This window comes from Acidovorax sp. KNOB132 (assembly GCF_057541515.1).
Window position 1 is genome coordinate 1 of sequence record NZ_BAAJYT010000015.1, and the last position, 23,834, is coordinate 23,834.

At 61.6% G+C, this 23,834-nt stretch carries 23 protein-coding genes and 4 pseudogenes; 15 read left to right on the forward strand and 12 right to left on the reverse strand.

Going from position 1 to position 23,834, the window contains the following annotated elements:
- Window positions 1–3,198: trifunctional transcriptional regulator/proline dehydrogenase/L-glutamate gamma-semialdehyde dehydrogenase (gene putA / locus AC27IO_RS04400; protein ID WP_498737504.1), on the reverse strand; the 3,198-nt coding region annotated here is incomplete at its 3' end.
- A 104-nt stretch (window positions 3,199–3,302) separates the two neighbouring features.
- Here putA and AC27IO_RS04405 point away from each other — a divergent pair.
- The 3 genes from AC27IO_RS04405 (at window position 3,303) to rlmD (ending at window position 5,688) form a co-directional block, all read left to right on the forward strand.
- Window positions 3,303–3,779, forward strand: coding sequence for an Lrp/AsnC ligand binding domain-containing protein (locus tag AC27IO_RS04405; protein ID WP_284430801.1), 477 nt, complete (start codon window positions 3,303–3,305; stop codon window positions 3,777–3,779).
- Window positions 3,780–3,890: 111 nt separating this feature from the next.
- A complete protein-coding gene (locus AC27IO_RS04410; protein ID WP_498737506.1) occupies window positions 3,891–4,205 on the forward strand; it encodes a hypothetical protein in 315 nt (104 codons plus the stop codon).
- Between the two features lie 43 nt (window positions 4,206–4,248).
- A complete protein-coding gene (gene rlmD / locus AC27IO_RS04415) occupies window positions 4,249–5,688 on the forward strand; it encodes a 23S rRNA (uracil(1939)-C(5))-methyltransferase RlmD (protein WP_498737508.1) in 1,440 nt (479 codons plus the stop codon).
- A 34-nt stretch (window positions 5,689–5,722) separates the two neighbouring features.
- On the opposite strand, the gene AC27IO_RS04420 is transcribed toward rlmD, so the two are convergent.
- Window positions 5,723–6,103, reverse strand: a complete 381-nt coding sequence (locus tag AC27IO_RS04420) for a hypothetical protein (protein ID WP_487087859.1) — start codon at window positions 6,101–6,103, stop codon at window positions 5,723–5,725.
- A 156-nt stretch (window positions 6,104–6,259) separates the two neighbouring features.
- Window positions 6,260–6,952, reverse strand: a complete 693-nt coding sequence (locus AC27IO_RS04425; RefSeq protein WP_498737510.1) for a Bax inhibitor-1/YccA family protein — start codon at window positions 6,950–6,952, stop codon at window positions 6,260–6,262.
- 222 nt (window positions 6,953–7,174) lie between these two features.
- Between AC27IO_RS04425 and AC27IO_RS04430 the strand changes: the two genes are divergently transcribed.
- Window positions 7,175–7,582, forward strand: coding sequence for a GlcG/HbpS family heme-binding protein (locus AC27IO_RS04430; protein ID WP_498737512.1), 408 nt, complete (start codon window positions 7,175–7,177; stop codon window positions 7,580–7,582).
- Window positions 7,583–7,794: 212 nt separating this feature from the next.
- Here the strand turns inward: AC27IO_RS04430 and hemP are convergent.
- From hemP to AC27IO_RS04470, 8 genes and pseudogenes are all read right to left on the reverse strand, one after another.
- Window positions 7,795–7,920 (reverse strand): annotated as a pseudogene (gene hemP, locus AC27IO_RS04435) (hemin uptake protein HemP); the annotation flags it as partial.
- A gap of 184 nt (window positions 7,921–8,104) precedes the next feature.
- Window positions 8,105–8,512, reverse strand: coding sequence for an ExbD/TolR family protein (locus tag AC27IO_RS04440; protein WP_284430805.1), 408 nt, complete (start codon window positions 8,510–8,512; stop codon window positions 8,105–8,107).
- Between the two features lie 3 nt (window positions 8,513–8,515).
- Window positions 8,516–9,232: a MotA/TolQ/ExbB proton channel family protein gene (locus AC27IO_RS04445; protein ID WP_092745016.1), complete on the reverse strand. Its 717-nt coding sequence runs from the start codon at window positions 9,230–9,232 to the stop codon at window positions 8,516–8,518.
- Window positions 9,233–9,247: 15 nt separating this feature from the next.
- Window positions 9,248–9,949 (reverse strand): energy transducer TonB, encoded by a 702-nt coding sequence (locus AC27IO_RS04450; RefSeq protein ID WP_498737515.1) that lies wholly within the window; start codon window positions 9,947–9,949, stop codon window positions 9,248–9,250.
- Between the two features lie 97 nt (window positions 9,950–10,046).
- Entirely contained in the window at window positions 10,047–10,319 is a 273-nt protein-coding gene (locus AC27IO_RS04455) for a (2Fe-2S)-binding protein (RefSeq protein ID WP_317358716.1), read from the reverse strand.
- A 38-nt stretch (window positions 10,320–10,357) separates the two neighbouring features.
- Window positions 10,358–10,498, reverse strand: coding sequence for a hypothetical protein (locus AC27IO_RS04460; RefSeq protein ID WP_498737517.1), 141 nt, complete (start codon window positions 10,496–10,498; stop codon window positions 10,358–10,360).
- Between the two features lie 34 nt (window positions 10,499–10,532).
- Window positions 10,533–10,841 (reverse strand): SWIB/MDM2 domain-containing protein, encoded by a 309-nt coding sequence (locus AC27IO_RS04465; RefSeq protein WP_272552302.1) that lies wholly within the window; start codon window positions 10,839–10,841, stop codon window positions 10,533–10,535.
- A gap of 71 nt (window positions 10,842–10,912) precedes the next feature.
- Entirely contained in the window at window positions 10,913–12,067 is a 1,155-nt protein-coding gene (locus AC27IO_RS04470; protein WP_498737520.1) for an EamA family transporter, read from the reverse strand.
- A 15-nt stretch (window positions 12,068–12,082) separates the two neighbouring features.
- Here AC27IO_RS04470 and AC27IO_RS04475 point away from each other — a divergent pair, with 15 nt between their 5' ends.
- Window positions 12,083–12,574 carry an Lrp/AsnC family transcriptional regulator gene (locus tag AC27IO_RS04475; protein ID WP_498737522.1) on the forward strand — a complete coding sequence of 164 codons (492 nt, stop codon included), beginning with the start codon at window positions 12,083–12,085 and terminating at the stop codon, window positions 12,572–12,574.
- A gap of 21 nt (window positions 12,575–12,595) precedes the next feature.
- On the opposite strand, the gene AC27IO_RS04480 is transcribed toward AC27IO_RS04475, so the two are convergent.
- Window positions 12,596–13,576 (reverse strand): DMT family transporter, encoded by a 981-nt coding sequence (locus tag AC27IO_RS04480; RefSeq protein WP_498737524.1) that lies wholly within the window; start codon window positions 13,574–13,576, stop codon window positions 12,596–12,598.
- 49 nt (window positions 13,577–13,625) lie between these two features.
- Here AC27IO_RS04480 and AC27IO_RS04485 point away from each other — a divergent pair, with 49 nt between their 5' ends.
- From AC27IO_RS04485 to AC27IO_RS04530, 10 genes and pseudogenes are all read left to right on the forward strand, one after another.
- Window positions 13,626–14,054: a gamma-glutamylcyclotransferase family protein gene (locus AC27IO_RS04485; RefSeq protein WP_284430812.1), complete on the forward strand. Its 429-nt coding sequence runs from the start codon at window positions 13,626–13,628 to the stop codon at window positions 14,052–14,054.
- A gap of 249 nt (window positions 14,055–14,303) precedes the next feature.
- Window positions 14,304–15,624: pseudogene (gene aceA, locus AC27IO_RS04490) on the forward strand (isocitrate lyase).
- A gap of 268 nt (window positions 15,625–15,892) precedes the next feature.
- Entirely contained in the window at window positions 15,893–17,812 is a 1,920-nt protein-coding gene (gene thrS, locus AC27IO_RS04495) for a threonine--tRNA ligase (protein ID WP_317358736.1), read from the forward strand.
- Window positions 17,813–17,949: 137 nt separating this feature from the next.
- Window positions 17,950–18,490: pseudogene (gene infC, locus AC27IO_RS04500) on the forward strand (translation initiation factor IF-3).
- A 188-nt stretch (window positions 18,491–18,678) separates the two neighbouring features.
- On the forward strand, window positions 18,679–18,882 hold the full coding sequence (gene rpmI, locus AC27IO_RS04505) for a 50S ribosomal protein L35 (RefSeq protein ID WP_092745026.1): 204 nt from the start codon (window positions 18,679–18,681) through the stop codon (window positions 18,880–18,882).
- Between the two features lie 24 nt (window positions 18,883–18,906).
- Window positions 18,907–19,269 carry a 50S ribosomal protein L20 gene (rplT, locus tag AC27IO_RS04510; protein ID WP_092745027.1) on the forward strand — a complete coding sequence of 121 codons (363 nt, stop codon included), beginning with the start codon at window positions 18,907–18,909 and terminating at the stop codon, window positions 19,267–19,269.
- 111 nt (window positions 19,270–19,380) lie between these two features.
- Window positions 19,381–20,434, forward strand: a pseudogene (gene pheS / locus AC27IO_RS04515) (phenylalanine--tRNA ligase subunit alpha).
- A gap of 74 nt (window positions 20,435–20,508) precedes the next feature.
- Window positions 20,509–22,950: a phenylalanine--tRNA ligase subunit beta gene (gene pheT / locus AC27IO_RS04520; RefSeq protein WP_498737527.1), complete on the forward strand. Its 2,442-nt coding sequence runs from the start codon at window positions 20,509–20,511 to the stop codon at window positions 22,948–22,950.
- Window positions 22,950–23,306 (forward strand): integration host factor subunit alpha, encoded by a 357-nt coding sequence (locus AC27IO_RS04525; RefSeq protein WP_272563834.1) that lies wholly within the window; start codon window positions 22,950–22,952, stop codon window positions 23,304–23,306. Before pheT ends, AC27IO_RS04525 begins: the two co-directional genes overlap by 1 nt.
- A gap of 98 nt (window positions 23,307–23,404) precedes the next feature.
- Window positions 23,405–23,824 carry a MerR family transcriptional regulator gene (locus tag AC27IO_RS04530; protein WP_284430816.1) on the forward strand — a complete coding sequence of 140 codons (420 nt, stop codon included), beginning with the start codon at window positions 23,405–23,407 and terminating at the stop codon, window positions 23,822–23,824.
- Window positions 23,825–23,834: the final 10 nt, after the last annotated feature.

Sequence of the window (23,834 nt, forward strand, 5' to 3'; positions counted from 1 at the left end):
AGCGGCGTCCGGTGGGGCGGCGGCCGTGCTGCCGATCGCGGCACGCGCGGCGTCGGCCGGGTGCTGGGACAGCAGGCGCAGCAGGTACAGCGGCCCGCCGGCCTTGGGACCCGTGCCCGACAGCCCCTCGCCACCGAAAGGCTGTACGCCCACGACGGCGCCCACCATGTTGCGGTTCACATAGACATTGCCCGCGTGCGCGCGGCGCACCACGCGCTCCACCGTCTCGTCGATGCGCGTGTGCAGTCCCTGCGTGAGGCCGTAGCCCGTCGCGTTGATCTGGTCGAGCAGGGTGTCCAGCCCATCGCTGGCGTAGCGCACCACGTGCAGCACGGGGCCGAACACTTCGCGCTTGAGCTCGCCGATGCTGGACAGCTCGATCAGCGTCGGGACGACGAAGGTGCCGCGCGCCAGCACTTCGGCATCCACCGTTGGGCGGAATACGGCGCGCCCCTGGGCGCGCAGCGTGGCCACATGCTGCTCGATGACGGCGCGGGCCTCTTCGTCGATCACCGGGCCCACGTCCACCGCCAGCAGGCCGGGATCGCCCACGGTCAGTTCGGCCATGGCGCCCTTGAGCATGGTGATCACGCGGTCGGCTGCATCGGTCTGCACGCACAGCACGCGCAGGGCGGAGCAGCGCTGGCCGGCGCTGTCAAAGGCCGAGGCCACCACGTCGCCCACCACCTGCTCCACCAGCGCGGAGGAGTCCACGATCATCGCGTTCTGCCCGCCGGTTTCGGCAATCAGCGGAATCGGGCGGCCCTGCGCGTCGAGCCGTCCGGCCACGCTGCGCTGCAGGATGCGCGCGACTTCGGTGGAACCAGTGAACATCACGCCCATCACACGGGCATCGCCCACCAGCCGGGCGCCCACCGTCTCGCCACGCCCTGGCAGCAGTTGCACCGCACCGTGCGGCACACCTGCTTCATGCAGCAGGCGCACGGCTTCGGCTGCGATCAGCGGGGTTTGCTCCGCCGGTTTGGCCAGCACGGTGTTGCCGGCGGCCAGGGCGGCGGCCACCTGTCCCATGAAGATGGCGAGCGGAAAATTCCATGGGCTGATGCAGACCACGGGGCCGAGCGGGCGGTGGGTTTCGTTGTCGAAATGGCCCTCGGTCTGCACGGCGTAGTAGCGCAGGAAGTCCACCGCCTCGCGCACTTCGGCCACCGCGTTGGCGCAGGTCTTGCCGGCCTCGCGCATCAGCAGGCTCATCAGCTGGGGCAGACCCGCCTCCAGCAGTCCGGCGGTGCGCCGCAGCGCAGCGGCCCGTGCGCCGGGCGCCAGGGCGGCCCAGGCGGGGCCGGCATCGCAGGCAGCCTGCAGCGCGCAGTCCACATCGGCCTCGGTCGCCTCCTGCACGTGGCCCACGACATCGGTGGGGTCTGCAGGGTTGCGCACGGCCAGCGTCGTGCCTGCATCGGCCACTGGCCCGTCGATGAGGGGCTCGGCCTGCCAGAACTGCTGCCTTTCAGCGGCCAGCGCATTCGACAGCCGGGCCAGCACGGATTCGTTGGACAGGTCCACCCCCGCCGAATTGGCGCGGCGGGCCCCGTACAGGTCCTTGGGCAGCGGAATGCGGGGATGGGGCAGGGCGGTGGTGCCTTCCGCCGCCGCGGCGGCATCCACCGTGGCGACAGGGTCGCTCACGAGCGATTCCAGCGCCAGCGTGGTGTCGGCCACGCGGTTCACGAACGAGGTGTTGGCACCGTTTTCCAACAATCGGCGCACGAGGTAGGCGAGCAAGGTTTCGTGCGTGCCCACCGGCGCGTAGATGCGGCAGGGGCGGCCCAGCTTGCCGTCCGATGGTGCGCCCACCACCTGCTCGTACAGCGGCTCGCCCATGCCGTGCAGGCACTGGAACTCGTACTGTCCGGGCTGGTAGCCGGGGCCCGCGAGCTGGTAAATGGCGGCCAGCGTCTGCGCGTTGTGCGTGGCGAACTGGGGGTACACCATGTCGGTGGCGGCGAGCAGCTTGCGTGCGCAGGCGATGTAGGAGACGTCGGTGTGGGCCTTGCGGGTGTACACCGGGTAGTCGGACAGGCCGTCCAGTTGAGCGCGCTTGATCTCGCTGTCCCAGTAGGCGCCCTTGACCAGGCGGATCATCAGGCGGTGCCCGGTGTTGCGGGCCAGGTCGATCACCCAGTCGATCACGTGCGGACAGCGCTTCTGGTAGGCCTGGATGACGAAGCCGATGCCGTTCCAGCCCGCCAGCGACGGGGCGCGGCACAGCCGCTCCAGCAGGTCGAGCGACAGCTCCAGCCGGTCGGCCTCTTCGGCGTCGATGTTCAGTCCGATGTCGTACTGGCGGGCCAGCTCGACCAGTTGCAGTACCTTGGGGTACAGCTCGTCCATCACGCGGGCATATTGCGCCCGGCTGTATCGCGGATGCAGCGCCGACAGCTTGATCGAGATGCCGGGCCCGTCGTACACCCCGCGGCCGGCGGATGCCTTGCCGATGGCATGGATCGCCTCCACGTAGGAACGCAGGTAGCGCGCCGCATCGTCGGCGGTCAGCGCGGCCTCGCCCAGCATGTCGTAGGAGTAGCGAAAGCCCTGTGCCTCCATCGCGCGGGCGTTGGACAGCGCCTGTTCGATCGTTTCGCCCGTGACGAACTGCTCGCCCATCATGCGCATCGCCATATCCACGCCCTTGCGGATGAGGGGCTCGCCGCCCTTGGCGGTCAGGCGACGCAGCGCGGAGGTCAGGCCGCGCTCGCTGTGCGTGGCCACGAGCTTACCGGTGAGCAGCAGCCCCCAGGTGGCGGCATTCACGAACAGCGAGGGGCTTTTGCCCAGGTGGGGCTCCCAGTCGCCCGAGCGGATCTTGTCGCGGATCAACGCGTCGCGCGTTGCGCTGTCGGGAATGCGCAGCAGGGCCTCGGCCAGGCACATGAGTGCAACCCCTTCTTGTGAAGACAGGGCGAACTCCTGCAGCAAGCCCTGCACGATGCCCGCCCGTCCGCCAGCGCTCTTGCGATGGCGCAACGTGTCGGCCAGGCGCAGGGCCAGCGCCTGGATGTCTCCGGACACGCTGCCCGGCAGGCGCGCCAGATCCAGCAAGGGAGCCAGTGCCTGCGGCTCGGGCCGCCGGTATGCGGCGGTGATGGCGTGGCGCAACGGATGGCTGTCCGGTGGGCGGGGCGCAAAGGCGAAATCGTTGGTTTCGGGTGCGGCAGAGTCGGCGGAGAGGGACATGGCGGCGTAGGAGAACCAGTGAGCTGGAGGTCTGTGCATCATGCAAGCGATTAATTTGAATTACTTTCCAAAAAAACCCGATAGAACAGAATAAAAATCCAAAGATGCAAGACTCCGAACCTTCCCTGGATCGCATCGATCGCCGCATCCTCAAAACGCTGCAGGAAGACGGACGCATCGCGAACCTCAAACTGGCCGAGCGCGTGGCCCTGTCGCCCACGGCCGTGCTGTCCCGCGTGCAGCGTCTCACCCGCGACGGATACATCTTGGGTTACGAGGCGCGGCTCAATCCGCTCAAGCTCGGGGCCGGGCTGCTGGTGTTCGTAGAGGTGTTGCTGGATCGCACGACCCCCAATGTGTTCGACCAGTTCAAGGCGGCGGTGCAGGTGCACCCCGAGATCCTGGAGTGCCACATGGTGGCGGGCGGGTTCGACTACCTGCTCAAAACCCGCTCGGCCGACATGACGGCCTACCGCGAATTTGCCGGCCATGTGCTCTGGCAACTGCCCGGCGTGCGCGAGACGCGAACCTACGCCGTCATGGAGGAGGTCAAGCACTCCACCCACCTGAATCTGGGCTGAACGGGGCGCCGTCTGTCGCACCAGGGCTCCCATCGCTGATCCGCCGTGGCATGAAGTCCGCAATAATCGGCGCATTCATCTGCGATAACGCACCGAGGAAGGGATCCCACCATGCCAGCCATCCGCTATGCCGCCGCCGCGCTCCTGGCCGGCTTTTTCTCCCAGGGCGCGTCTGCCGCCTGCTACCTCGTCTATGGCGCCGACCAGCAGGTGATTTACCGCTCGCAACGGCCTCCGGTGGACCTGGCCCGCCAGGTGCACGAAACGCTTCCCCGCGTGGTTCCCGGCGGCACGCTGGTGTTCACGCTGGACAACTACGGCTGCGAATTGGAGATCAACCGGCTTCCCGTGTCTGCATCCATGGGCGGCGCTTCGGTGCAAGCGCTGCCCGCCACGCCGCGCCGCGCGCGCGCCGACCGCAGCTGACGCCTCGCGCCGGGAAGGGCGGCCGGCCTGAGACAATCGGGGGATGAGCGATCCCACAGAAACACCGATCCCCACGAACGAATGGCCGCAAGGCTGGCTGGAAGTCACGTCCATGGACATGGACGCCCAGGGCGTGGCCCGCAAGCCCGACGGCAAGGTCGTCTTCATCGACGGCGCCTTGCCCCTGGAACTCGTCACGGCCAATACCCACCGCAAGAAGAACAACTGGGAGCAGGCCAGCCTCACGGCAATCCACCGCGAATCGTCGCAACGCGTACGCCCGGGCTGCCCGCATTTCGGCCTGCATGCCGGGGCCTGCGGCGGCTGCAAGATGCAGCACCTGCACGTGGCCGCCCAGGTGGCCGTGAAGCAGCGGGTGCTGGAGGACAACCTGTGGCACCTGGGCAAGGTCAAGGCCGAGACCATCATGCGGCCCATCGAAGGCCCGGCCTGGGGATACCGCTACCGTGCGCGCCTCTCGGTCCGTTACGTGATCAAGAAAGGCCAGGTGCTCGTCGGCTTCCACGAGCGCAAGAGCCGCTACGTCGCCGACATGGAGGTCTGCCCCGTGCTGCCGCCCCATGTGAGCGCCATGCTGGTGCCATTGCGCGCCCTGATTGCCTCCATGGAGGCCCGCGACACCTGCCCCCAGATCGAGCTGGCCTGCGGCGACCACGTCACCGCCCTCGTCCTGCGGCACCTGGAACCCCTGAGCGAGGACGACCTGGCCAAGCTGCGTGCCTTTGCGGCCGAGCAGGGCGTGCAGTGGTGGCTGCAGCCCAAGGGGCCCGATACCGTGAAGCTGCTGGATGCCGAGGGCGAGCAGCTGTCCTATGCACTGCCTGACTTCGGCATCACCATGCCGTTCAAGCCCACGGATTTCACCCAGGTGAATCCGCACATCAACCGCGTCCTGGTGTCGCGTGCCTTGCGCCTGCTGGACGCGCGCAAGGAGGAGCGGGTGATCGACTGGTTCTGCGGCCTGGGCAACTTCACGCTGCCCATCGCCACGCAGGCGCGCGAAGTGCTGGGCATCGAAGGCAGCGAGGCCCTCGTGGCCCGTTCGGGCGAGAACTACCGTTACAACCAGGCCCAGGCCGCCGAAGGACAGCCCCTGGCCCCGACGGACTTCGTCGCGAGGAACCTGTTCGAAATGACCCCGGAGATGTTGGTGGCCGATGGCGTGGCGGACAAGTGGCTGGTCGACCCACCCCGCGAAGGGGCCTTCGCCCTTGCCAAAGCCCTGGCGGACATCCACCAGGCACGCCTGGGTGCCGAAGAGGCGCCTGCGCTGCCGGCAGGGGCAGAAGGGTGGGTTCCACCCCAGCGCATCGTGTACGTGAGCTGCAATCCGGCCACGCTGGCACGCGATGCGGGGTTGCTGGTGCACCAGGCGGGCTATCGGTGCGTGGCCGCGGGCGTGGTCAACATGTTTCCCCACACGGCACACGTGGAGAGCATGGCGGTGTTCGAGCGCGCCTGACGGTGCCGTCGATGTGGGCTGACCAGTGTGGCGGTCAGCTGCGGTTGCGGGAGGCGGCGCCGGACTCGCCGGACTCGCCGGCTTCACCGCCGCGGCTGGCGCGATCGGGCTTGGCCTCCAGCTTGCCCAGCACCGAGGGCGAGCCCTCGAGCTTGTTGTCACGCATGTATTGATCCATGTCTTTCCAGCCGGCAAAGACCGAGGCCTTGGCGGCCTTGGGGTTCAGCGTGAAGCAATCCTCCAGGCCGCGCAGCGCATGCCGGCAGGCGCCGCCGATCGCCTTGGCTTCGGCCTCCTTCTGAACCACTCGGGGATCGGGTCCCAGGCCCGGAATCTCGCAGCCGGACAAAAGCACCAATGCCAGGGATGCAGCGGCGTAGCGCGGACGGAGGAGGGGGGCTGGAAAATGAGCCATGTGGTTTGATTATCGGCACGGCGCCTGGAGGATTGAGGGCGAGGCCCTGCTTTTCCGTGGAATATTCCCGAACGCATTGATGCAACACCCCCCGCACCATGAAAAAAGGCCTCTTGCGAGGCCTTTTTTACGTCAACGTTCAATCAGAGCAGCGCATCAATCACGCTCGCCACCCGCGATGCCCAGGAGCGCCAGCAGGCTTTGGAACACGTTGAAGATGTCCAGGTACAGGGCCAGCGTGGCACTGATGTAGTTGGTCTCGCCACCGTCCAGGATCTGCTTGAGGTCATACAGCATGTAGGCGCTGAAGATGCCGATGGCGGCGACCGAGATTGCCATCATGCCGGCCGAAGAGCCGACGAACACGTTGATGACGGCGCCGACCATGAGCACCATCGCACCCACGAACAGCCATTTGCCCATGCCTGACAGATCGCGCTTGATCACGCTGGCCAGGGTGGCCATCACGAAGAACACGCCTGCCGTGCCGGCAAAGGCGGTCATGATCAGATCGGTACCGTTCTTGAAGCCCAGCACCATGCCGATCAGGCGAGACAGCATCAGCCCCATGAAGAACGTGAAGGCCAGCAGCACGGGAACGCCCGCAGCAGAGTGCTTGGTCTTCTCGATCGCATACATGAAGGCGAAAGCGCCACCCAGGAACACGATCAGCCCGACACCGCCACGCAGCGACTGGGTGATGCCGGTTGCGACGCCGACCCACGCGCCCAGCACCGTCGGCAGCATGCTCAGCGCAAGCAGCCAATAGGTATTGCGCAGCACTTTCTGCCGCTGCTCCTGCGAGACCCCATATCCCGCTGAGCCCAGGGTGGTGACTTGGTCGTTCATCTTCTATCTCTCCTTTGAGGCCTGCACAGCGCAGACGTACAAATTCTAGGTGGTGCCGATCTCGGCGCTTTCAAATACCCTCTCTCGATCCCGTACTTTAAGGATGCAGTCTTTTGCCTTGGGCCCGCAGAGCGCCGCCATGGGGAGCCGGTATGCTCGTGGACTTCGTTGGGCCATCGGCCCTGCCTTCCCTGATTTGAACTGGACTGGACTGCTACCGCCATGAAAAACAAACCCGAACTCGAAGCCGCCGATGTCAAGAAGATCGCTGCGGCGGCCGAGGCCGAAGCCCTCAGGAACCAATGGGCGGTCACGATTGCCATCGTGGACGATGGTGGGCATCTGCTGTCCCTTCAGCGCCTGGATGGGGCCGCTCCGGTGTCATCCCACATCGCTCCCGGGAAGGCCCGCACGGCCGCGCTGGGGCGCCGTGAAAGCAAGGTCTACGAAGACATCGTCAACGGTGGCCGTACCGCGTTCCTGAGCGCTCCATTCATCGACGGCCTGCTGGAAGGCGGCGTGCCCATCATGAAGGACGGCCAGTGCCTGGGTGCAGTGGGGGTGAGTGGCGTGAAATCTACGGAAGACGCGCAAATCGCCAAGGCAGGCATCGCCGCATTGGGCCTTTGAATCGGCGGTGGTCGGGATGCCCAGCCAATGCCGTAGTGGACATGACGCGCGGCAGACACCGGATCCGCATGGCATATAAAAAAACCGGCCTGTAGGGCCGGTTTTGTTTTTGGGGTGGTGAGAAAAAAAGCCTGGCTACGCGGGCAACCCGTTGGCTGGCAAATACGACCCTTCAGGCACTGAGGTGCCCTGGAGTCGCCCCACGATGAAACCTATTTGGTCAGAATCAGTTTGCCCAGTTTGGTGGCCTGCAGGCGGTAGACCGAACCGTTGTGGCAGATGGCCACGGTCTTCTGGCCTTTGAGCAACTCCCGGCTATCGACGGCCGGTGCGGAGCTTGCCAGATGCGCGGCGCCGGACGGCTCGCGCTCCTGAAAGACGGCGGAGCCAAAAAAAAGACGAAGAAGGCAGGGCGTTGAGACTGGCGTGCATGAGAAATCCTCTGTGCTGTGCGATTGAGTTAATGATAACCATTCTCAATTGTTAGTCAAGTGACGCGCTCGCCTATCTTGTAAATATTTATCACTGGGGCTCGGTCACGAACCCGATCTTGCGCACGCCCGCCCGCTGGGCGGCAGACATGGCCTGTGCCACGCGCTCATAGCGCACCTCCTTGTCGCCACGGATGTGCAGATCGGGTTGCGGATCCTTGACCGCTTCGGCCTTGAGGCGGGGTTCGAGCTCGTCGTCGCTGATCGTCAGTTCGTTCCAGTGGTATTTGCCATCGGCGGTGACACTCAGGCGGATGGTCTCGGGCTTGACGTCTTCGCGCTGATTGGAGGCACGTGGCAAGTCCACCGGCACGGCGTGCTTCATCACTGGCACCGTGATGATGAAGATGATGAGCAGCACCAGCATGACGTCCACCAGCGGCGTCATGTTGATTTCGTTCATCACCTCGTCGGAGTCGTCCTGGGTTCCGAAAGACATGTTTCAGCCCTTCTTGATCGGCAGCACCTTGGCTTGTTCGCCAGGGGCGCTGACGCGTGCGCCTGTCACGAAGTAGGCGTGCAGGTCATGCGCGAAGCTGTTCAGGTTGTTCAGGATGGACTTGTTTCCCCGCACCAGCGCGTTGTAGCCCAGCACGGCAGGAATCGCCACGGCCAAGCCGAGGGCCGTCATGATCAGTGCCTCGCCGATCGGGCCGGCCACCTTGTCGATGGTCGATTGGCCCGAAGTGCCGATCGCCACCAGCGCGTGGTAGATGCCCCAGACGGTGCCGAACAGGCCGATGAACGGAGCGGTCGAGCCGACCGAGGCCAGCACCGCCAGGCCCGATTGCACGCGGGCCGTGAACTCGTCGATGCAGTTGCGCAGGCTGCGCGTGACCCAGTCGCTTACATCCAGGCTGTCATGCAGATGCGCCTTGGTATTGCGGTGGTGCGCCGTGGCTTCGCGCCCTTCCAGGGCCAGATGGCGGAAGGGGTTGGCAGGGTCGTCGCCGAGCTTGCTCAGGCCGGCGGCGAAGTCTTCGCTATGCCAGAAATCGCGTGCACCACGCGCATGTTTCTTGAAGCGGAAGATGTCCATCGCCTTGATCAGGATGACGATCCAGGAGGCCAGAGACATGCCGAGCAACAGCACGGCAACAGCGCGGGTGACAAAGTCACCCTGGATCCAAACGTTGGCAATGCCGAAATGCGATTCCATGAAAACTCCTGAAAATTATTCGAGAACAAAATTGACGGGGACCAGGTTCCACATGGTCTCGGGCTCGCCGTTGCGTTTGCCCGGCACGAAGCGCCAGCGCATCACGGCTTCCTGTGCCTGGCGGTCCAGCCGGTCGAAGCCGCTGGACTTGTTGATTTCCACCTTCTGCGGAAGCCCGTCCGTGCCGATGAGCACGCGCAACACGACCTTGCCTTGTTCACCCAGCCGCTTGCTGATGGCGGGGTAGGTCGGTCTGGGATTGTTCAGGTAGGCCGCATCGCTGGAAGGCAACTCGATCTTGGGAGGGGCTGGCGGCGCGGGAGGAGCGGGCGGCGGTGCAGGGGGCGCCATGGGTGCCGCGATGGGGGGCGCAGGCGGCTGGGGTTCGGTAATCCCGGTGGGCGCATTGGGCGCAGGCGTGGGGTCGGGAATGGCCACCGGCATAGGCGCCGGACGCGGGGCAGGCGCTTTGGGGGCTGGTTTTGGCGGAGGCGGCGGCGCCGGCTTGGGTGGCGGTGGAACCGGTGGAGCAGGGGGCGTTGGCGGCGTGATGAATTCGCTCAGTACCTCGGCAGGCACGATGACCTCTGCGGCCTTGCGCAGCAGGCCCGACTGCAGTGCCCACAATCCGGCCACATGCAGCAGCACGACGGAGCCTGCGATCACGGCGTTGCGGCTCACACCCCGTGAGGAGCCATATCGATCAAATTGGGACATAAAAATGATAGCTGCCAACGCCCACAGGACAAGCGCCAGAGGCCTAGAAGGCCAAGTTACTTACGGAAGATCCACCACACGGAGCCGATGACGAGAATCAGGCTGCCTGCGAGGGTTGAGAGCAGTTCCATGCTTTGCTTTCCAGGATGGAGTTGGCAAGCTGGATCGTCTGCGAGGCGATCTCTTTGTGCAGCGCGGCGACCGGATGCGAAACGCTGCATTGGGCCACGACATCCCGTGCGCAGCTTTCGCAACGGCCGCATTGGGTGGCCACGCCCAGCTCGAACTGGATCTCGTCGAAACTCATGCCAGCATGTGCATGGCGTGCAATTTCGCGGTCAGAAACCCGGTGGCAGACACAAACGATCATGGTGCAGGCAGTGTTGGCTGGCTGTTGACAATGGGGTATTATAAATGCGAATTCATCGCATTTGCAATCCTTTGGTTTCTTGCTTGTTGAAAAGCAGTGGATTGACACACCGGCAGCACATGGGTTCCCGGTGGCCCAGGCGAAAAAAAGCCGGCAGTGGTGCCGGCTTCGTTTTTCATTCGCCGCCTGCTGAACGTGCAGACGATGGAATGCTTACTTCACGTGTTTGCCGATCAGGCCAGCCATTTCGAACATGGAAACCTGGGGCTTGCCGAACACTTCCTTGAGCTTGGCGTCGGCATTGATCATGCGCTTGTTGCTGGCGTCTTGCAGGTCGTTGGCCTTGATGTAGACCCACAGCTTGCTGATGATCTCGGTACGGGGCAAGGGCGTGGAGCCCACGACGGCAGCCAGGGCAGGGCTGGGCGTAAGGGCTTTCATGAAAGCGGCGTTCGGGGTGCGCTTCTTCGCGGGAGCTGCGGCCTTGGCTTCGGAGGCCGGCGCTTTCTTTGCAGTTGCCATGTTGGGTTTTCCTTGTTGGAAGTGAAATATCGTCACCAGCGAAAACCTGCTTCTCCACTGGCCCGCAGATGCTACTGGGAAAAAAACGCGTTTCCAAGCGAGGCAGGGCTTTTTTTTGCCTCCATTTGTTGCTTGGGTACCGCGCAAGCGCCACGGTGCTGGCGCCCGTCACCGCCATTGCAATGGGATGCGCACGATCTTCGGTGGCGCATCGGCTGCGATCTCAGCGCGATCGCCGCGAGACAAAAAATGGCTGCGACCGCGGACAGGATCAACGCGCAGGCGCCCCATTCGCCGGCGGTCAGATGCTCGCCAGCGATGGCGCTGCCGAGCAGCAAGGCGATGAGCGGGTTGACGAAGGCATAACTCGATGCCAGTGCCGGCGTCGCATGGCGCAGCAGATAAAGGTAGGCGCTGAATCCCACCAGCGAGCCCAGCGTCACCAGGTAGAGCCATGCCAGCAAGGCTTCGGGTCGCGGCGGCCACGCGGGCTTCTCGCCCAGCGCCAGGGAGACGGCCATCAGCACAGCGCCTCCGCACAGCATTTCGCTGGCGAAACCACTGGCTCCGTCGGCCAGCGGAAAGCGCGTGGTGGACAGCACAGACCCCAAAGACCAGCACAAGGTCGCCGCGAGGATGCAGACCATGCTGAGAGGGGATGCGGAAAAGCTGGCACCTTGCACCAGTACCAACACACCCAGGGCCCCCAGCAGCATGCCCACCGTCTCGCCACGGGTCGGACGCCTTCCCCACAATAGTCCCCATGCGGCGATCATCATCGGCACCACGGCCACGCAGGCCGCGATGAGGCCGGAGCCGACGTGCACGCTGGCGGTGGCCGTTAGCCCCATCCCGCCGCCCAGCATCAGAGCGCCGACGATGAGGGCATGCATCCATTGCCGCTTCGTCGGCAGCTTCGGTGCGCTGCCGCTTTGGGGCTTGCGCCACGCCACCCATGCCATCAGCAGTGTGCCTGCAGCGAGAAAGCGGGTTCCCATCTGGAAAAACGGTGGAAAGCTTTGGAGGGCCACCTGGATGGCCAGATAGGTCGAGCCCCAGATGAGGTAGCAGGCCAAAAGGGCCAGGAGCAGCACCGTGGGGAGGCTGTGTGCAGCAGGGCTGGCGGGGGAGGTGGAAAGTGAAGTCATGCCGCAAATGCTATGCAGGCTGAGCGTGCTTTTCCATGGCATTTGAAAGGCTGGAAATATAGATTGCCTTTGTTTCAATGGTTAAATAACGCCATGACCGAAGTTTTTCAATTGGATGCTCACGACGGCAGAATCCTCGCTGAATTGCAGCAGGATGCCCGCATTTCGATGGCCGAACTGGGCCGCCGGGTGCACCTCAGCCAGCCTGCAGTGACCGAGCGGGTTCGCAAACTGGAAGCCTCGGGGGTGATCCGGGGCTACGGCGTTCGTCTGGATTACGCCCGCTTGGGCTATGGCATTCGCGCCATCATCCGCGTAGGCCGGGCGGAATATGCCCGGGTGGTTCGACTGATCGAAGAGACGCCCGAGGTCTTGAATGCCTACAACGTCACGGGGGAAGACAGCTGGGTCCTGGAAATCGCAGTGATCGATGTCAGCCACCTGGATGCCGTGGTCACGGGGTTCTGCCTGCTGGCGGAAACCTCCACGTGCATCGTGCTCAACGCCCCTCGCGAGCATGCGCAGGTGTTGCCGGCGCGGCGCGATAGCATCAAGCCCCCCATCCGCAAAGTGACGGGACGTTAACCCCTGGAGCAGAAGGCGGAATCAATGCCGAGGTGATTGCGAGTCCATCGCTTTGGCATTGGCTTCGGATGAACGCTGGCGCACTGAAGATTTTTCAGGAAGCGTGGCCAGGACGACGCTGGCGATCGCAATACCGAAAGCGATCAGTTGAACCGGTGCAAGACGCTCTCCGAGCACCAGCACCCCCACCAACGCCGCGCTGATGGGAAGCATCACCGTAAAGACGCCGCCTTGTGCGGCAGGCACCGCCTTGAGCCCCGTCATCCAAAGCCACACGGTCCACATGCTCGCGGCCAGTGCGTAGAAGACGAGCAACGTCCAAAGACCGGGTGTGAGGCTAGCAAAGTCAAAATGCCATGCTGCGTACAGTCCCATGGGGGTTGCCAGCGCGAATCCCCAAAGGTTGATCAACGAAGTGATTCGGCGCGGCCCCAGCGTGCCCGTCAGTTTCTTGCCGATGACCGAATAGGCCGCCTCGCACAGAACGGCGCCCAGCAAGAGCAATTGCCCAAGCCAAACCAGATTGGGAGCGTTTTCGCCCTCATGCCGGGAATTTGATTGGGTGTGATGCTCTGAATTTGATAGCGAAAAGAGCGCGATGCCGACGACGGCGCACCCGACCGCGATCCAGGTCCTCATAGAGACCTTTTCCTTCAGGAAGAACCAGCTCATGACTGCCACTGCGGCAGGTATTCCGGCCATCGTCACCCCTGCCGATACGGCGCTGGTGAGACTCACACCCGAGATCATGCAAAGGGTGAAGAGGAAGTTGCCCAGAAAAGACTCGAGAAACAGCAGGCGCCGCACCTGCGGTGTCATCGGGCCCTCATCCGCCGGTTTCTTGAGCCAGTGGAGCATTCCCAATCCCCCAATGCCGAACCGCATCCAGGCCAGTAGGAAGACCGGCAGCGCGGCCGCCAGTGGCTTGGACAAGGCGACATAGCTGCCCACGAGCGACATGCTCAATGCAAGGCAGAGATAGGCGATGGGGCGGCTTGGCATGTTCGCGTGTTGGCTAGACTTTGCGGGTAGTACCCTGGAGCGCGCCATCATGCCCGACGAAACCCTTCATCCTTTTTCACGCTACGTTTTTGTCTATGGCACCTTGCGCCGTGGCGGCAGCAATGACATCACCCGTTTGACGCCCCGCGCGACCTTCCTGGGGGAGGCCACCGTCTGCGGAACGCTGTACGACCTCGGTGCCTATCCCGGCATTGCGCTGCATTTGGCGGACGTGCGGGAGCCGGGCGATTTTTCGGTGCACGGGGAGGTCTATGCGATTTCGCCCGAACTGGAGATCCAGTTGGACGAAATCGAGGGGCTGCTGCCCGAACCCAATGGCGAGTACGAAAAACGGGAGATCTCGGTCTCCGTCGGAGGGCAGGAGCTGGAATGCCTGGTGTATGAAATCAATTCCGAATACTTGCAGAACGCCACCCGGATCGTGCATGGCGACTGGATGACCGATCGCCGAACCTGATTTTTTGTATCGCAAAATTTGATTTTCACATTGCAAAAATACATGATGCTGCGCTGCGGAAAAATTTCTTGATATGAGAAATTAAATTTCGCAATAAAAGATGGTGTGAATAAGTTGTTGATTTAAAACAATAAATTTTATCTCTTATATAAGACATAAGAGCTTGATTAAGTCTTGTACAAGACTTAAAGTGATCTCCAAGGGCGGCCTCTTGCAGCCCGGCTCATCAACCAACCCACGGAGTGACTTATGCCGCAATCCTTCAATGAACAGCTCAGCCGCGAACAGCAAATTGCCGCCCTCGAAAAAAGACTGGGCACAGAACCCGCGTTGGAAGGGCATCAAGCGCGGCTACAGCGCTGCGGATGTTGTTCGTCTTCGGGGCTCCTTCCAGGTGGAATACACGCTGGCACGGCGTGGCGCTGAAAAACTGTGGGGTTTGGTCAACAACGAACCTTATGTGAACTGCCTGGGCGCGCTCACGGGAGGCCAGGCCATGCAGCAAGTCAAGGCCGGCATCAAGGCGATCTACCTGTCGGGCTGGCAGGTCGCGGCAGACAACAATGAATACGCGGCGATGTACCCCGACCAGTCGCTGTATCCCGTCGATTCGGTGCCGAAGGTGGTGGAGCGCATCAACAACGCTTTCACCCGCGCCGATGAAATTCAGTGGTCCAAAGGGGCCAATCCTGGCGACGCAGGCTTTGTCGACTACTACGCGCCCATCGTGGCCGACGCGGAGGCAGGCTTCGGTGGCGTGTTGAACGCTTACGAGTTGATGAAGGCCATGATCCGCGCGGGGGCCGGCGGTGTGCATTTCGAAGATCAGTTGGCGTCTGTGAAGAAGTGTGGCCACATGGGCGGCAAGGTGCTGGTTCCCACCCAGGAGGCAGTGCAGAAGTTGATTGCTGCACGCATGGCTGCAGATGTCTACGGCGTGCCGACCCTGGTGATCGCGCGGACCGATGCGGAGGCCGCCGATCTGATCACCAGCGATTACGACGCCAATGACAAGCCGTTTCTGACAGGTGAGCGCACGGCCGAAGGTTTCTACAAGACCAAGAAGGGCTTGGATCAGGCCATCAGTCGCGCGGTTGCGTATGCGGATTACGCGGATCTGGTGTGGTGCGAGACGGGCACTCCGGACCTGGAGTTCGCGAAGAAGTTTGCGGATGCCGTGCATGCCAAGCATCCCGGCAAACTGTTGGCTTACAACTGTTCGCCATCATTCAACTGGAAGAAGAACCTCGACGATGCCACCATCGCCAAGTTCCAGCGCGAATTGGGCGCCATGGGCTACAAGTACCAGTTCATCACGCTGGCCGGCATCCACAGCATGTGGTTCAACATGTTCGATCTGGCGCAGGATTATGTGAAACGCGGCATGTCGGCCTATGTCGAGAAGGTGCAGGAGCCTGAATTCGCGGCACGCGAGCGTGGCTACACCTTCGTGTCGCACCAGCAAGAAGTGGGCACCGGTTACTTCGACGACGTGACCACGGTGATCCAAGGTGGCAAATCCAGCGTGACGGCACTCACGGGTTCGACCGAAGAAGAGCAGTTCCACTGACCTAGCGCTGTCGATGGGTCTGGGGCGTCAAGGCCCCAGGCTTTTTCCATTGGGGGCAGGTTAGAATCCCGCGACCACCCATCAGCACAAGAGCGAGAAAGGCACATCTGGTTATGACACCGCGAACTACAACGGAGATGTTGACCGGCCTTTAAGGCTGCCTGTTCGCGCCTGCACAGATTTGCACTCTTCTTCCAAAAGCGCGGACTTCGTTCCGCGCTTTTTGCTTTGTGGCACCGCGCGCCACCCCCTCGACAAGGATTCTTCAATGATTCAGATCACGCTTCCCGACAATTCCCAACGCGAATATCCTGGCCCGGTGACGGTGGCAGAGGTGGCCCAGTCCATCGGTCCAGGACTGGCCAAGATGACGGTGGCAGGCAAAGTGGATGGGCGCCTGGTGGATGCCAGCGATGTGATCGACCACGATGCCCGCCTGCAAATCATCACGCCGCGCGATGAGGAAGGCGTGGAGATCATCCGCCACTCCTGCGCTCACTTGGTCGGCCACGCCGTGAAGCAACTCTATCCGACGGCCCGGATGGTCATTGGCCCCGTCATCGACGAAGGCTTTTACTACGACATCGCCTATGAGCGCCCCTTCACGCCCGACGACATCGCTGCCATCGAGCAGCGCATGAAGGAGCTGATTGCGCAGGACTACGACGTGATCAAGAAGATGACCCCGCGGGACGAGGTGATCGAGGTGTTCAAGGCGCGTGGGGAAGACTACAAGCTGCGCCTTGTGGAGGACATGCCCGAAGAGAAGGCCATGGGTCTGTACTACCACCAGGAGTACGTGGACATGTGCCGTGGCCCCCACGTGCCCAACACGCGATTCCTGAAAGTCTTCAAGCTGACCCGGGTGTCCGGTGCGTACTGGCGTGGCGATGCCAAGAACGAGCAATTGCAACGCGTCTACGGTACCGCGTGGGCCGACAAGAAAGACTTGGACGCGTACGTCAAGCGCATCGAAGAGGCCGAAAAGCGCGATCACCGTCGCCTCGGCAGAGAGCTGGACCTGTTCCACATTGACGAGCACTCGCCCGGTACCGTTTTCTGGCACCCCAAAGGTTGGACGATCTGGCAGGGCGTCGAACAGTACATGCGTCAGGTGTATCGCGACAACGGCTATCAGGAGGTGAAAGGCCCGCAAATCCTGGACAAGCACCTGTGGGAAAAAACGGGGCACTGGGACAAGTACCGCGAGAACATGTTCACCACGGAGAGCGAAAAGCACGACTACGCGCTCAAGCCGATGAACTGCCCCGGGCACATCCTGATCTTCAACCAAGGCGTGAAGAGCTATCGCGATCTGCCTTTGCGCTTCGGCGAGTTCGGTCAGTGCCATCGCAATGAGCCGACGGGCGGCTTGCATGGAATCATGCGGGTGCGTGCGTTCACCCAGGATGATGGACACATCTTCTGCACCGAAGAACAGATCCAGCAGGAGTGCATCAACTTCACGACGCTGCTGCAAAAGGTCTATAAAGACTTCGGCTTCACCGACATCATCTACAAAGTCGCCACGCGTCCCGAAAAGCGCATCGGCTCCGAAGAAAGCTGGGACAAGGCAGAGAGTGCACTGATTGAAAGCCTGAAAGCCTCTGGTTGCGACTATCAAATCGCCGTTGGTGACGGCGCTTTCTACGGCCCCAAGCTGGAGTACACCTTGCGCGATGCCATTGGCCGTCACTGGCAATGCGGCACCATTCAGGTCGATCCTTCCATGCCTGAGCGGCTGGGTGCCGAATACGTGGGAGAAGATGGTGCCCGGCATCGCCCCATCGTTTTGCACCGTGCCATCGTTGGCAGCCTGGAACGCTTCATCGGAATTCTGATCGAACAGCACGCAGGCGCATTGCCAGTCTGGTTGGCTCCAGTGCAGGTGGCCGTGCTGAACATCACGGGTGCACAGGACGATTACTGTCGTGAAATCGCCGCAAAGCTTCAAAAAGCACTGCCGAATCAAGACCTTAGGGTGGCGCTTGACCTGCGTAACGAAAAGATTACGTATAAAATACGAGAGCATTCGTTGCAAAAGCTGCCTTACATCATCGTCGCCGGTGAGAAAGAAAAGGCAGCAGGAGCTGTCGCAGTGCGCGCCCGGGGCAATCGAGACCTCGGTGTGATGTCCCTCGAAGCGTTCGTAGCGCTCATCGCCCAGGACATCGCTTCTAAAGCTTGATTTGGTGTCAAACTTGGCTTTAGCCCGCGTGAGCTGTGCGGTACTCGCTACGTTATCCGTAGCATTTTGATTGAAGGAAAATAGCCATCGCTACTGAATTTCGTGATCGTCGCCAGCGCGAAGAGCGCAAGCACCGCCTGAACCGTGAAATCATGGCCCCTGAGGTTCGCCTCTCTGGCCCTGAGAACGAGCCGCTCGGGGTCGTGAGCCTCATGGAAGCCCTCCGCATGGCGGGCGAGCTGGATGTGGACTTGGTGGAGATTGCCGCCACGGCCAACCCTCCCGTGTGTCGCCTGATGGACTATGGCAAGTTCAAGTATCAGGAGCAAAAAACGCGCGGCAGAGGCCAAGGCCAAGCAGACGGTCATCGAGATCAAGGAAATCAAATTCCGTCCCGGTACGGATGATGGTGACTACAACATCAAAATGCGCAACATTCGCCGCTTCCTGGCGGAGGGTGACAAATGCAAGATCACCTTGCGCTTTCGCGGCCGGGAGATCACCCATCAGGAATTGGGCTTGGCCTTGCTCAATCGCATTCGCGATGATTTGGGTGACACCATCCTGATCGAGCAGTTTCCCAAGCTCGAAGGCCGGCAAATGATCATGATGATCGCGCCGGGCAAGAAAAAGCCCGCTGGCAAACCTGCAGCGGAAGGCGCTACCACCACTGCTTGAGGTGGCTGGTGGGCCAAGTGGTTAAGTGAATTGACCGGGCCAGCCTCAAGGCTGGCTCGGGCATAGGGGCCGCGCAAGCGGCACCGAACGGCAGGCCAAGGCTTGTCGTCAAAAAAGTGACTCGGGGCCAACAAGGTTGCGGATCGGTTCGCAAACGCCTCGCGAGCACAAACAAAAGGAGCATTCACATGCCCAAAATGAAGACCAAGAGCAGCGCGAAAAAGCGTTTCCGCGTTCGTCCCGGTGGCACCGTCAAGCGCGGTCAAGCCTTCAAGCGTCACATCTTGACGAAGAAGACCACCAAGAATAAGCGCCATCTGCGTGGTGCAGTTTCTGTGCATGAGACCAATATGGGCTCCATTGCACAAATGCTGCCTGGTGCTGGCCTTTAACAACGACGAACAAGGAGTACTCACATGCCTCGCGTCAAACGTGGTGTAACGGCCCGTGCCCGTCACAAGAAAGTTCTGGCCCTTGCAAAGGGTTTCCGTGGTCGCCGCGGTAATGTTTTCCGTATCGCCAAACAGGCGGTAATGAAGGCTGGGCAGTATGCCTACCGTGACCGCCGCACCAAGAAGCGCGTGTTCCGCCAACTGTGGATCGCCCGTATCAACGCCGCTTCGCGCGAATTGGGTCTGACCTACAGCCAATTCACGAACGGCCTGAAGAAGGCTGCCATTGAGATCGACCGCAAGATGCTGGCCGACCTCGCGGTGCACGACAAGGCTGCCTTCGGCAGCATCGTGGAGCAAGTCAAGGCCAAGCTGGCTGCTGCTTGAGTTCACGACTGGTAGCTATCTTATTGATAGCTGCTTGCGCAATAAACGCAAGGGCTAGGGCTTGAAAAGGCACTAGCCCTTGTTCATTTCCAAGAGACGATGAGAGCTGGTATGAACGAGTTGGACTCCCTGGTCGAAAGCGCGCGGAACCTGTTCGCGCAAGCCGTCACCCCTGCCGATCTGGAAAATGCCAAGGCGCAGTTTCTGGGCAAGTCGGGGCGAGTGACCGAGCTCATGAAAGGCATGGCCCAGCTGTCTGTTGAGGAAAAGAAATCTCGCGGTGCCGCCATCAATGTTGCCAAGCAGGCCATTGAAGCGTCCCTGAACGCAAGCCGAAAAGCGTTGGCAGATGCCGAGCTGGAAGCACAATTGCAGGCGGAATCGTTGGATGTCACCTTGCCCGGTCGTCAACGGGGGCAAGGTGGGTTGCATCCCGTGTCCTTGACCTTGGAGCGCATCGAGGGCATTTTCGGCTCGATGGGTTTTGACGTGGCCGAGGGGCCCGAGATTGAGTCCGACTGGTTCAATTTCACGGCGTTGAATACGCCTGAAGACCATCCGGCGCGCTCCATGCACGACACGTTCTATGTCGAGGGCGGCACAGCCACCGCTCCGAACTTGTTGCGCACCCATACCAGCCCCATGCAGATCCGCCATGCCGTTCAGCATGTCAAAAAAACACCGCGCCTTGATCGACTCGGGCCAGGCCATGCCGGAGATCCGCGTCATTGCCCCGGGCCGTACATACCGGGTGGACAGCGATGCCACGCACTCACCCATGTTCCACCAATGCGAAGGCCTGTGGATCGGCGAGAACGTGAGCTTCAAGGATCTGAAGGTCGTCTTCACCGACTTCTGCCGTACTTTCTTTGAAAGCGATGATTTGGTCTTGCGCTTTCGGCCCAGCTTTTTCCCTTTCACCGAGCCCAGTGCCGAAATAGACATCCAGTTCCAGACGGGCCCTTTGGCCGGGCGTTGGCTTGAAGTGGCGGGCTCCGGACAGGTGCATCCGAACGTGGTCCGGAACATGGGCCTCGATCCAGAAAAATACATCGGCTTTGCGTTCGGCATGGGCCCTGACCGGCTGACGATGCTGCGCTATGGGGTCAATGATTTGCGCCTCTTCTTTGATGGCGACATTCGTTTTCTTTCGCAGTTCCAGTAAACCGCACGCCGCGTTCCACACAGGCGGCCCACCTAACGAGGGCTGCTGCGCTCAAGAATCACCGAAGACTGAATATGCAATTTCCAGAATCCTGGCTGCGCGAGTTCTGCAATCCTCCACTTTCGACCAAAGAATTGGCCGAGACACTGACCATGGCAGGGCTCGAAGTGGAAGAGCTGCAGCCTGTGGCGCCTCCTTTCACGAAGATCGTGGTGGGAGAAATCAAGGAGGCGGTGCAGCATCCAAATGCTGATCGCCTGCGCGTTTGCCAGGTCGATACGGGGCAGGGTGCTTTGCTCAACATCGTGTGTGGTGCGCCCAATGCACGCGTCGGTATCAAAGTGCCTTGCGCGCTTGTCGGTGCGGAGTTGCCTCCCGGGGAGGATGGCAAACCGTTCTTGATCAAGGTGGGCAAGCTTCGCGGTGTGGAAAGCCAGGGCATGCTGTGCTCCGCCAGGGAGTTGAAGCTCTCGGAAGACCATGGAGGCCTTTTGGAATTGGCGGCCGATGCTCCGCTCGGGCAAGACATTCGGACTCATTTGAACCTGGATGACACCCTGTTCACCCTCAAGCTCACGCCCAATCTGGCACATGCCTTGAGCGTTTACGGCATCGCGCGTGAAGTCTCTGCCCTGACTGGAGCGCCGCTGAAGCCGCTGCAGTTTCCGGCGGTACCGGTGGGTCATGGCGACGTTTTGCCAGTCAAGATCAGCGCCTCGGATCTGTGTGGGCGATTCTCGGGACGTATCGTTCGCAACATCAACACGCAGGCTGCGACTCCGCAGTGGATGCTGGACCGGCTCGCACGTTGCGGGCAGCGAAGCGTCTCCCCGTTGGTCGATATTTCCAACTATGTGATGTTCGAGCTGGGCCGCCCCTCTCACATTTTCGATCTGGACAAAATTCACGGCCCCCTGGATGTGCGTTGGGCGCGTGCGGGCGAAGAACTCAAATTGCTGAATGGCAACACCGTCGCCCTCGATGAAAAGGTGGGCGTCATTGCGGATGCAAGCCAGGTCGAATCGTTGGCGGGCATCATGGGGGGCGATGCCACGGCCGTGTCGAACGACACCCGCCATATCTACATCGAAGCGGCTTTCTGGTGGCCCAAGGCCGTGGCTGGCCGCTCGCGCCGCTATAACTTCTCGACCGATGCCGGACATCGTTTCGAACGTGGCGTGGATCCGAGCCAGACCGTGGAACACATTGAGCGCATCACCCAGTTGGTGATTGACATCTGCGGCACGCCTGAGACCGTTTGCGGGCCGATGGACGACCAGTGTCCGAACGTGCCTGAAGCCAAACCCGTCACGCTCCGCGTTGCCAGAGCCGTCAAGGTGATCGGCATGCCATTGACGCAAGAGCAGTGTGCCGATGCGCTGAAGCGCCTGGGCCTGCCGGTGACTTCCGGCGAGGGCACATTGACGGTGCTGCCGCCGCCCTATCGATTCGATCTCGCGATCGAGGAAGATCTCATCGAGGAAGTGGCTCGCATGGTGGGCTACCAGCAATTGCCTACCACGCCGCCGCTGGCGCCCATCACGCCCAAGCTGCGTGCCGAAGAACGTCGGGGGCCTTTTGCCGTGCGTCGTGCATTGGCGGGACTTGGATACCAGGAAACCATCAATTTCAGCTTTGTGGAAGAGCATTGGGAGCACGAACTGGCGGGCAATCCACAGCCCATCCGGTTGTTGAATCCCATTGCCAGCCAGATGAGCGTGATGCGCTCTTCGCTGTTGGGCTCCTTGCTGCAGGTCTTGAAGTTCAACCTGGATCGCAAGGCGTCGCGCGTGCGGGTTTTCGAGTTGGGCCGGGTCTTTCTGCGCGATGCGTCCGTTGCGGAGTCTGATACCACGGTAGAAGGTTTTCATCAGCCCATGCGCGTGGCTGGTCTTGCATACGGCGCATCCGACGTCCTCCAATGGGGACGCAAAGAGCAAGGGGTGGATTTCTTCGATGCCAAAGGCGATGTCGAGGCGCTGCTTGCTCCCCTGAAGCCCGTTTTTGAGCCTGCAACGCACCCTGCCATGCACCCTGGCCGTTGTGCCCGCGTGCTGCTGAATGGCCAAGCCATTGGGTTCATTGGAGAGCTGCATCCTCGGTGGCGCCAGTCCTGGGAGCTTCCCCAGGCCCCAGTCATGTTTGAGCTGGAACTCGATGCGGTCATGCAGCGGCAGGTCCCTCATTTTCATGCAGTGGCCAAGCATCAAGCGGTTGAGCGGGATCTGGCCGTAGTGGTTGCCGAGCGGATCACGCACGCCGATGTGATGGCAGCCATTCAGGCTGCCGTGCCTCCCACACGGCTTCGCGCGGCGGTGCTGTTTGATGTGTTCCGGCCCAAGCCTTTGCGTGATGGCGAAGCCTCTGTTGGTGGTCTCGCCAGCGGTGAAAAGAGCTTGGCCGTGCGCCTGACGCTGGGGGCTGATGGCGCCACGCTGACGGATGCTGAAATCGAAGCGACGATTCAGTCGGTGGTCGAACAACTGTCGAGCCGTACCGGTGCGAGGTTGCGGTGATGACGATGCTGAACGGGAGCGCTGACGTGATGGAATTTGCGGTAGAAAGCCTGGAAACCCCTGCGTTGACGAAGGCGCAGCTGGCGGACCTTCTGTTCGACCACATTGGTCTGAATAAACGCGAATCGAAAGACATGATCGATGCTTTTTTCGATCTGATTGCGCAGCGCCTGGTGGACGGTCAAGACGTGAAGCTGTCGGGCTTCGGTAACTTTCAGATCCGTACCAAAGCCCCGAGGCCGGGGCGAAATCCCCGCACGGGCGAGGCGATTCCGATTCAGGCCCGCCGTGTCGTGACTTTCCATGCCAGCAGCAAGCTCAAGGAGCAGATCCAGAACGCGGGCGCTGCTGGCTGAAGCGCTGTCTCTTTCCCGCCTGCCACTGAACGGAAGTGGCTGGCGCCTTTGTTCCGGCTGCAGTACGCTGCTTGTTTATTCGCTAGAAACCGCGTCCCATGGGCACACCGCTTCCTCCCATCCCGGCCAAACGGTATTTCACCATTGGAGAGGTGGCCGCGCTCTGTGGCGTCAAACCGCACGTACTGCGCTATTGGGAGCAGGAGTTCACGCAGCTTCGGCCCATGAAGCGCAGGGGAAATCGCCGCTACTACCAGCACCACGAGGTGCTCATGATCCGTCGTATCCGGGACCTTCTGTACGAGCAAGGCTTCACGATCAGCGGAGCGCGCAATCGCCTGCAAGAGGGCGATTCGTTGTCGCCGGAGTTGGATGGCAGCTCCTCTTTTGCTCTGCAAGCGTCACATGGGGCCGACTTGTCGAGCCCATCGGCGACTTTGTCCTCGATTGCGCTTTTGGATACACAGATCCTGCGGCGGGAATTATTTGAAATTCGTGCGCTGCTTTCCTTGAACTGAGTTTTTTGTG

Excerpts from the sequence above, each read along its gene's own strand:
- AC27IO_RS04405 (WP_284430801.1), top strand. The coding sequence starts at position 3,303 with ATGCAAGACTCCGAACCTTCCCTGGATCGCATCGATCGCCGCATCCTC.
- AC27IO_RS04410 (WP_498737506.1), top strand. The coding sequence starts at position 3,891 with ATGCCAGCCATCCGCTATGCCGCCGCCGCGCTCCTGGCCGGCTTTTTC.
- rlmD (WP_498737508.1), top strand. The coding sequence starts at position 4,249 with ATGAGCGATCCCACAGAAACACCGATCCCCACGAACGAATGGCCGCAA.
- AC27IO_RS04420 (WP_487087859.1), bottom strand. The coding sequence starts at position 6,103 with ATGGCTCATTTTCCAGCCCCCCTCCTCCGTCCGCGCTACGCCGCTGCA.
- AC27IO_RS04425 (WP_498737510.1), bottom strand. The coding sequence starts at position 6,952 with ATGAACGACCAAGTCACCACCCTGGGCTCAGCGGGATATGGGGTCTCG.
- AC27IO_RS04430 (WP_498737512.1), top strand. The coding sequence starts at position 7,175 with ATGAAAAACAAACCCGAACTCGAAGCCGCCGATGTCAAGAAGATCGCT.
- AC27IO_RS04440 (WP_284430805.1), bottom strand. The coding sequence starts at position 8,512 with ATGTCTTTCGGAACCCAGGACGACTCCGACGAGGTGATGAACGAAATC.
- AC27IO_RS04445 (WP_092745016.1), bottom strand. The coding sequence starts at position 9,232 with ATGGAATCGCATTTCGGCATTGCCAACGTTTGGATCCAGGGTGACTTT.
- AC27IO_RS04450 (WP_498737515.1), bottom strand. The coding sequence starts at position 9,949 with ATGTCCCAATTTGATCGATATGGCTCCTCACGGGGTGTGAGCCGCAAC.
- AC27IO_RS04455 (WP_317358716.1), bottom strand. The coding sequence starts at position 10,319 with ATGATCGTTTGTGTCTGCCACCGGGTTTCTGACCGCGAAATTGCACGC.
- AC27IO_RS04460 (WP_498737517.1), bottom strand. The coding sequence starts at position 10,498 with ATGAAAAACGAAGCCGGCACCACTGCCGGCTTTTTTTCGCCTGGGCCA.
- AC27IO_RS04465 (WP_272552302.1), bottom strand. The coding sequence starts at position 10,841 with ATGGCAACTGCAAAGAAAGCGCCGGCCTCCGAAGCCAAGGCCGCAGCT.
- AC27IO_RS04475 (WP_498737522.1), top strand. The coding sequence starts at position 12,083 with ATGACCGAAGTTTTTCAATTGGATGCTCACGACGGCAGAATCCTCGCT.
- AC27IO_RS04480 (WP_498737524.1), bottom strand. The coding sequence starts at position 13,576 with ATGCCAAGCCGCCCCATCGCCTATCTCTGCCTTGCATTGAGCATGTCG.
- AC27IO_RS04485 (WP_284430812.1), top strand. The coding sequence starts at position 13,626 with ATGCCCGACGAAACCCTTCATCCTTTTTCACGCTACGTTTTTGTCTAT.
- thrS (WP_317358736.1), top strand. The coding sequence starts at position 15,893 with ATGATTCAGATCACGCTTCCCGACAATTCCCAACGCGAATATCCTGGC.
- rpmI (WP_092745026.1), top strand. The coding sequence starts at position 18,679 with ATGCCCAAAATGAAGACCAAGAGCAGCGCGAAAAAGCGTTTCCGCGTT.
- rplT (WP_092745027.1), top strand. The coding sequence starts at position 18,907 with ATGCCTCGCGTCAAACGTGGTGTAACGGCCCGTGCCCGTCACAAGAAA.
- pheT (WP_498737527.1), top strand. The coding sequence starts at position 20,509 with ATGCAATTTCCAGAATCCTGGCTGCGCGAGTTCTGCAATCCTCCACTT.
- AC27IO_RS04525 (WP_272563834.1), top strand. The coding sequence starts at position 22,950 with ATGACGATGCTGAACGGGAGCGCTGACGTGATGGAATTTGCGGTAGAA.
- AC27IO_RS04530 (WP_284430816.1), top strand. The coding sequence starts at position 23,405 with ATGGGCACACCGCTTCCTCCCATCCCGGCCAAACGGTATTTCACCATT.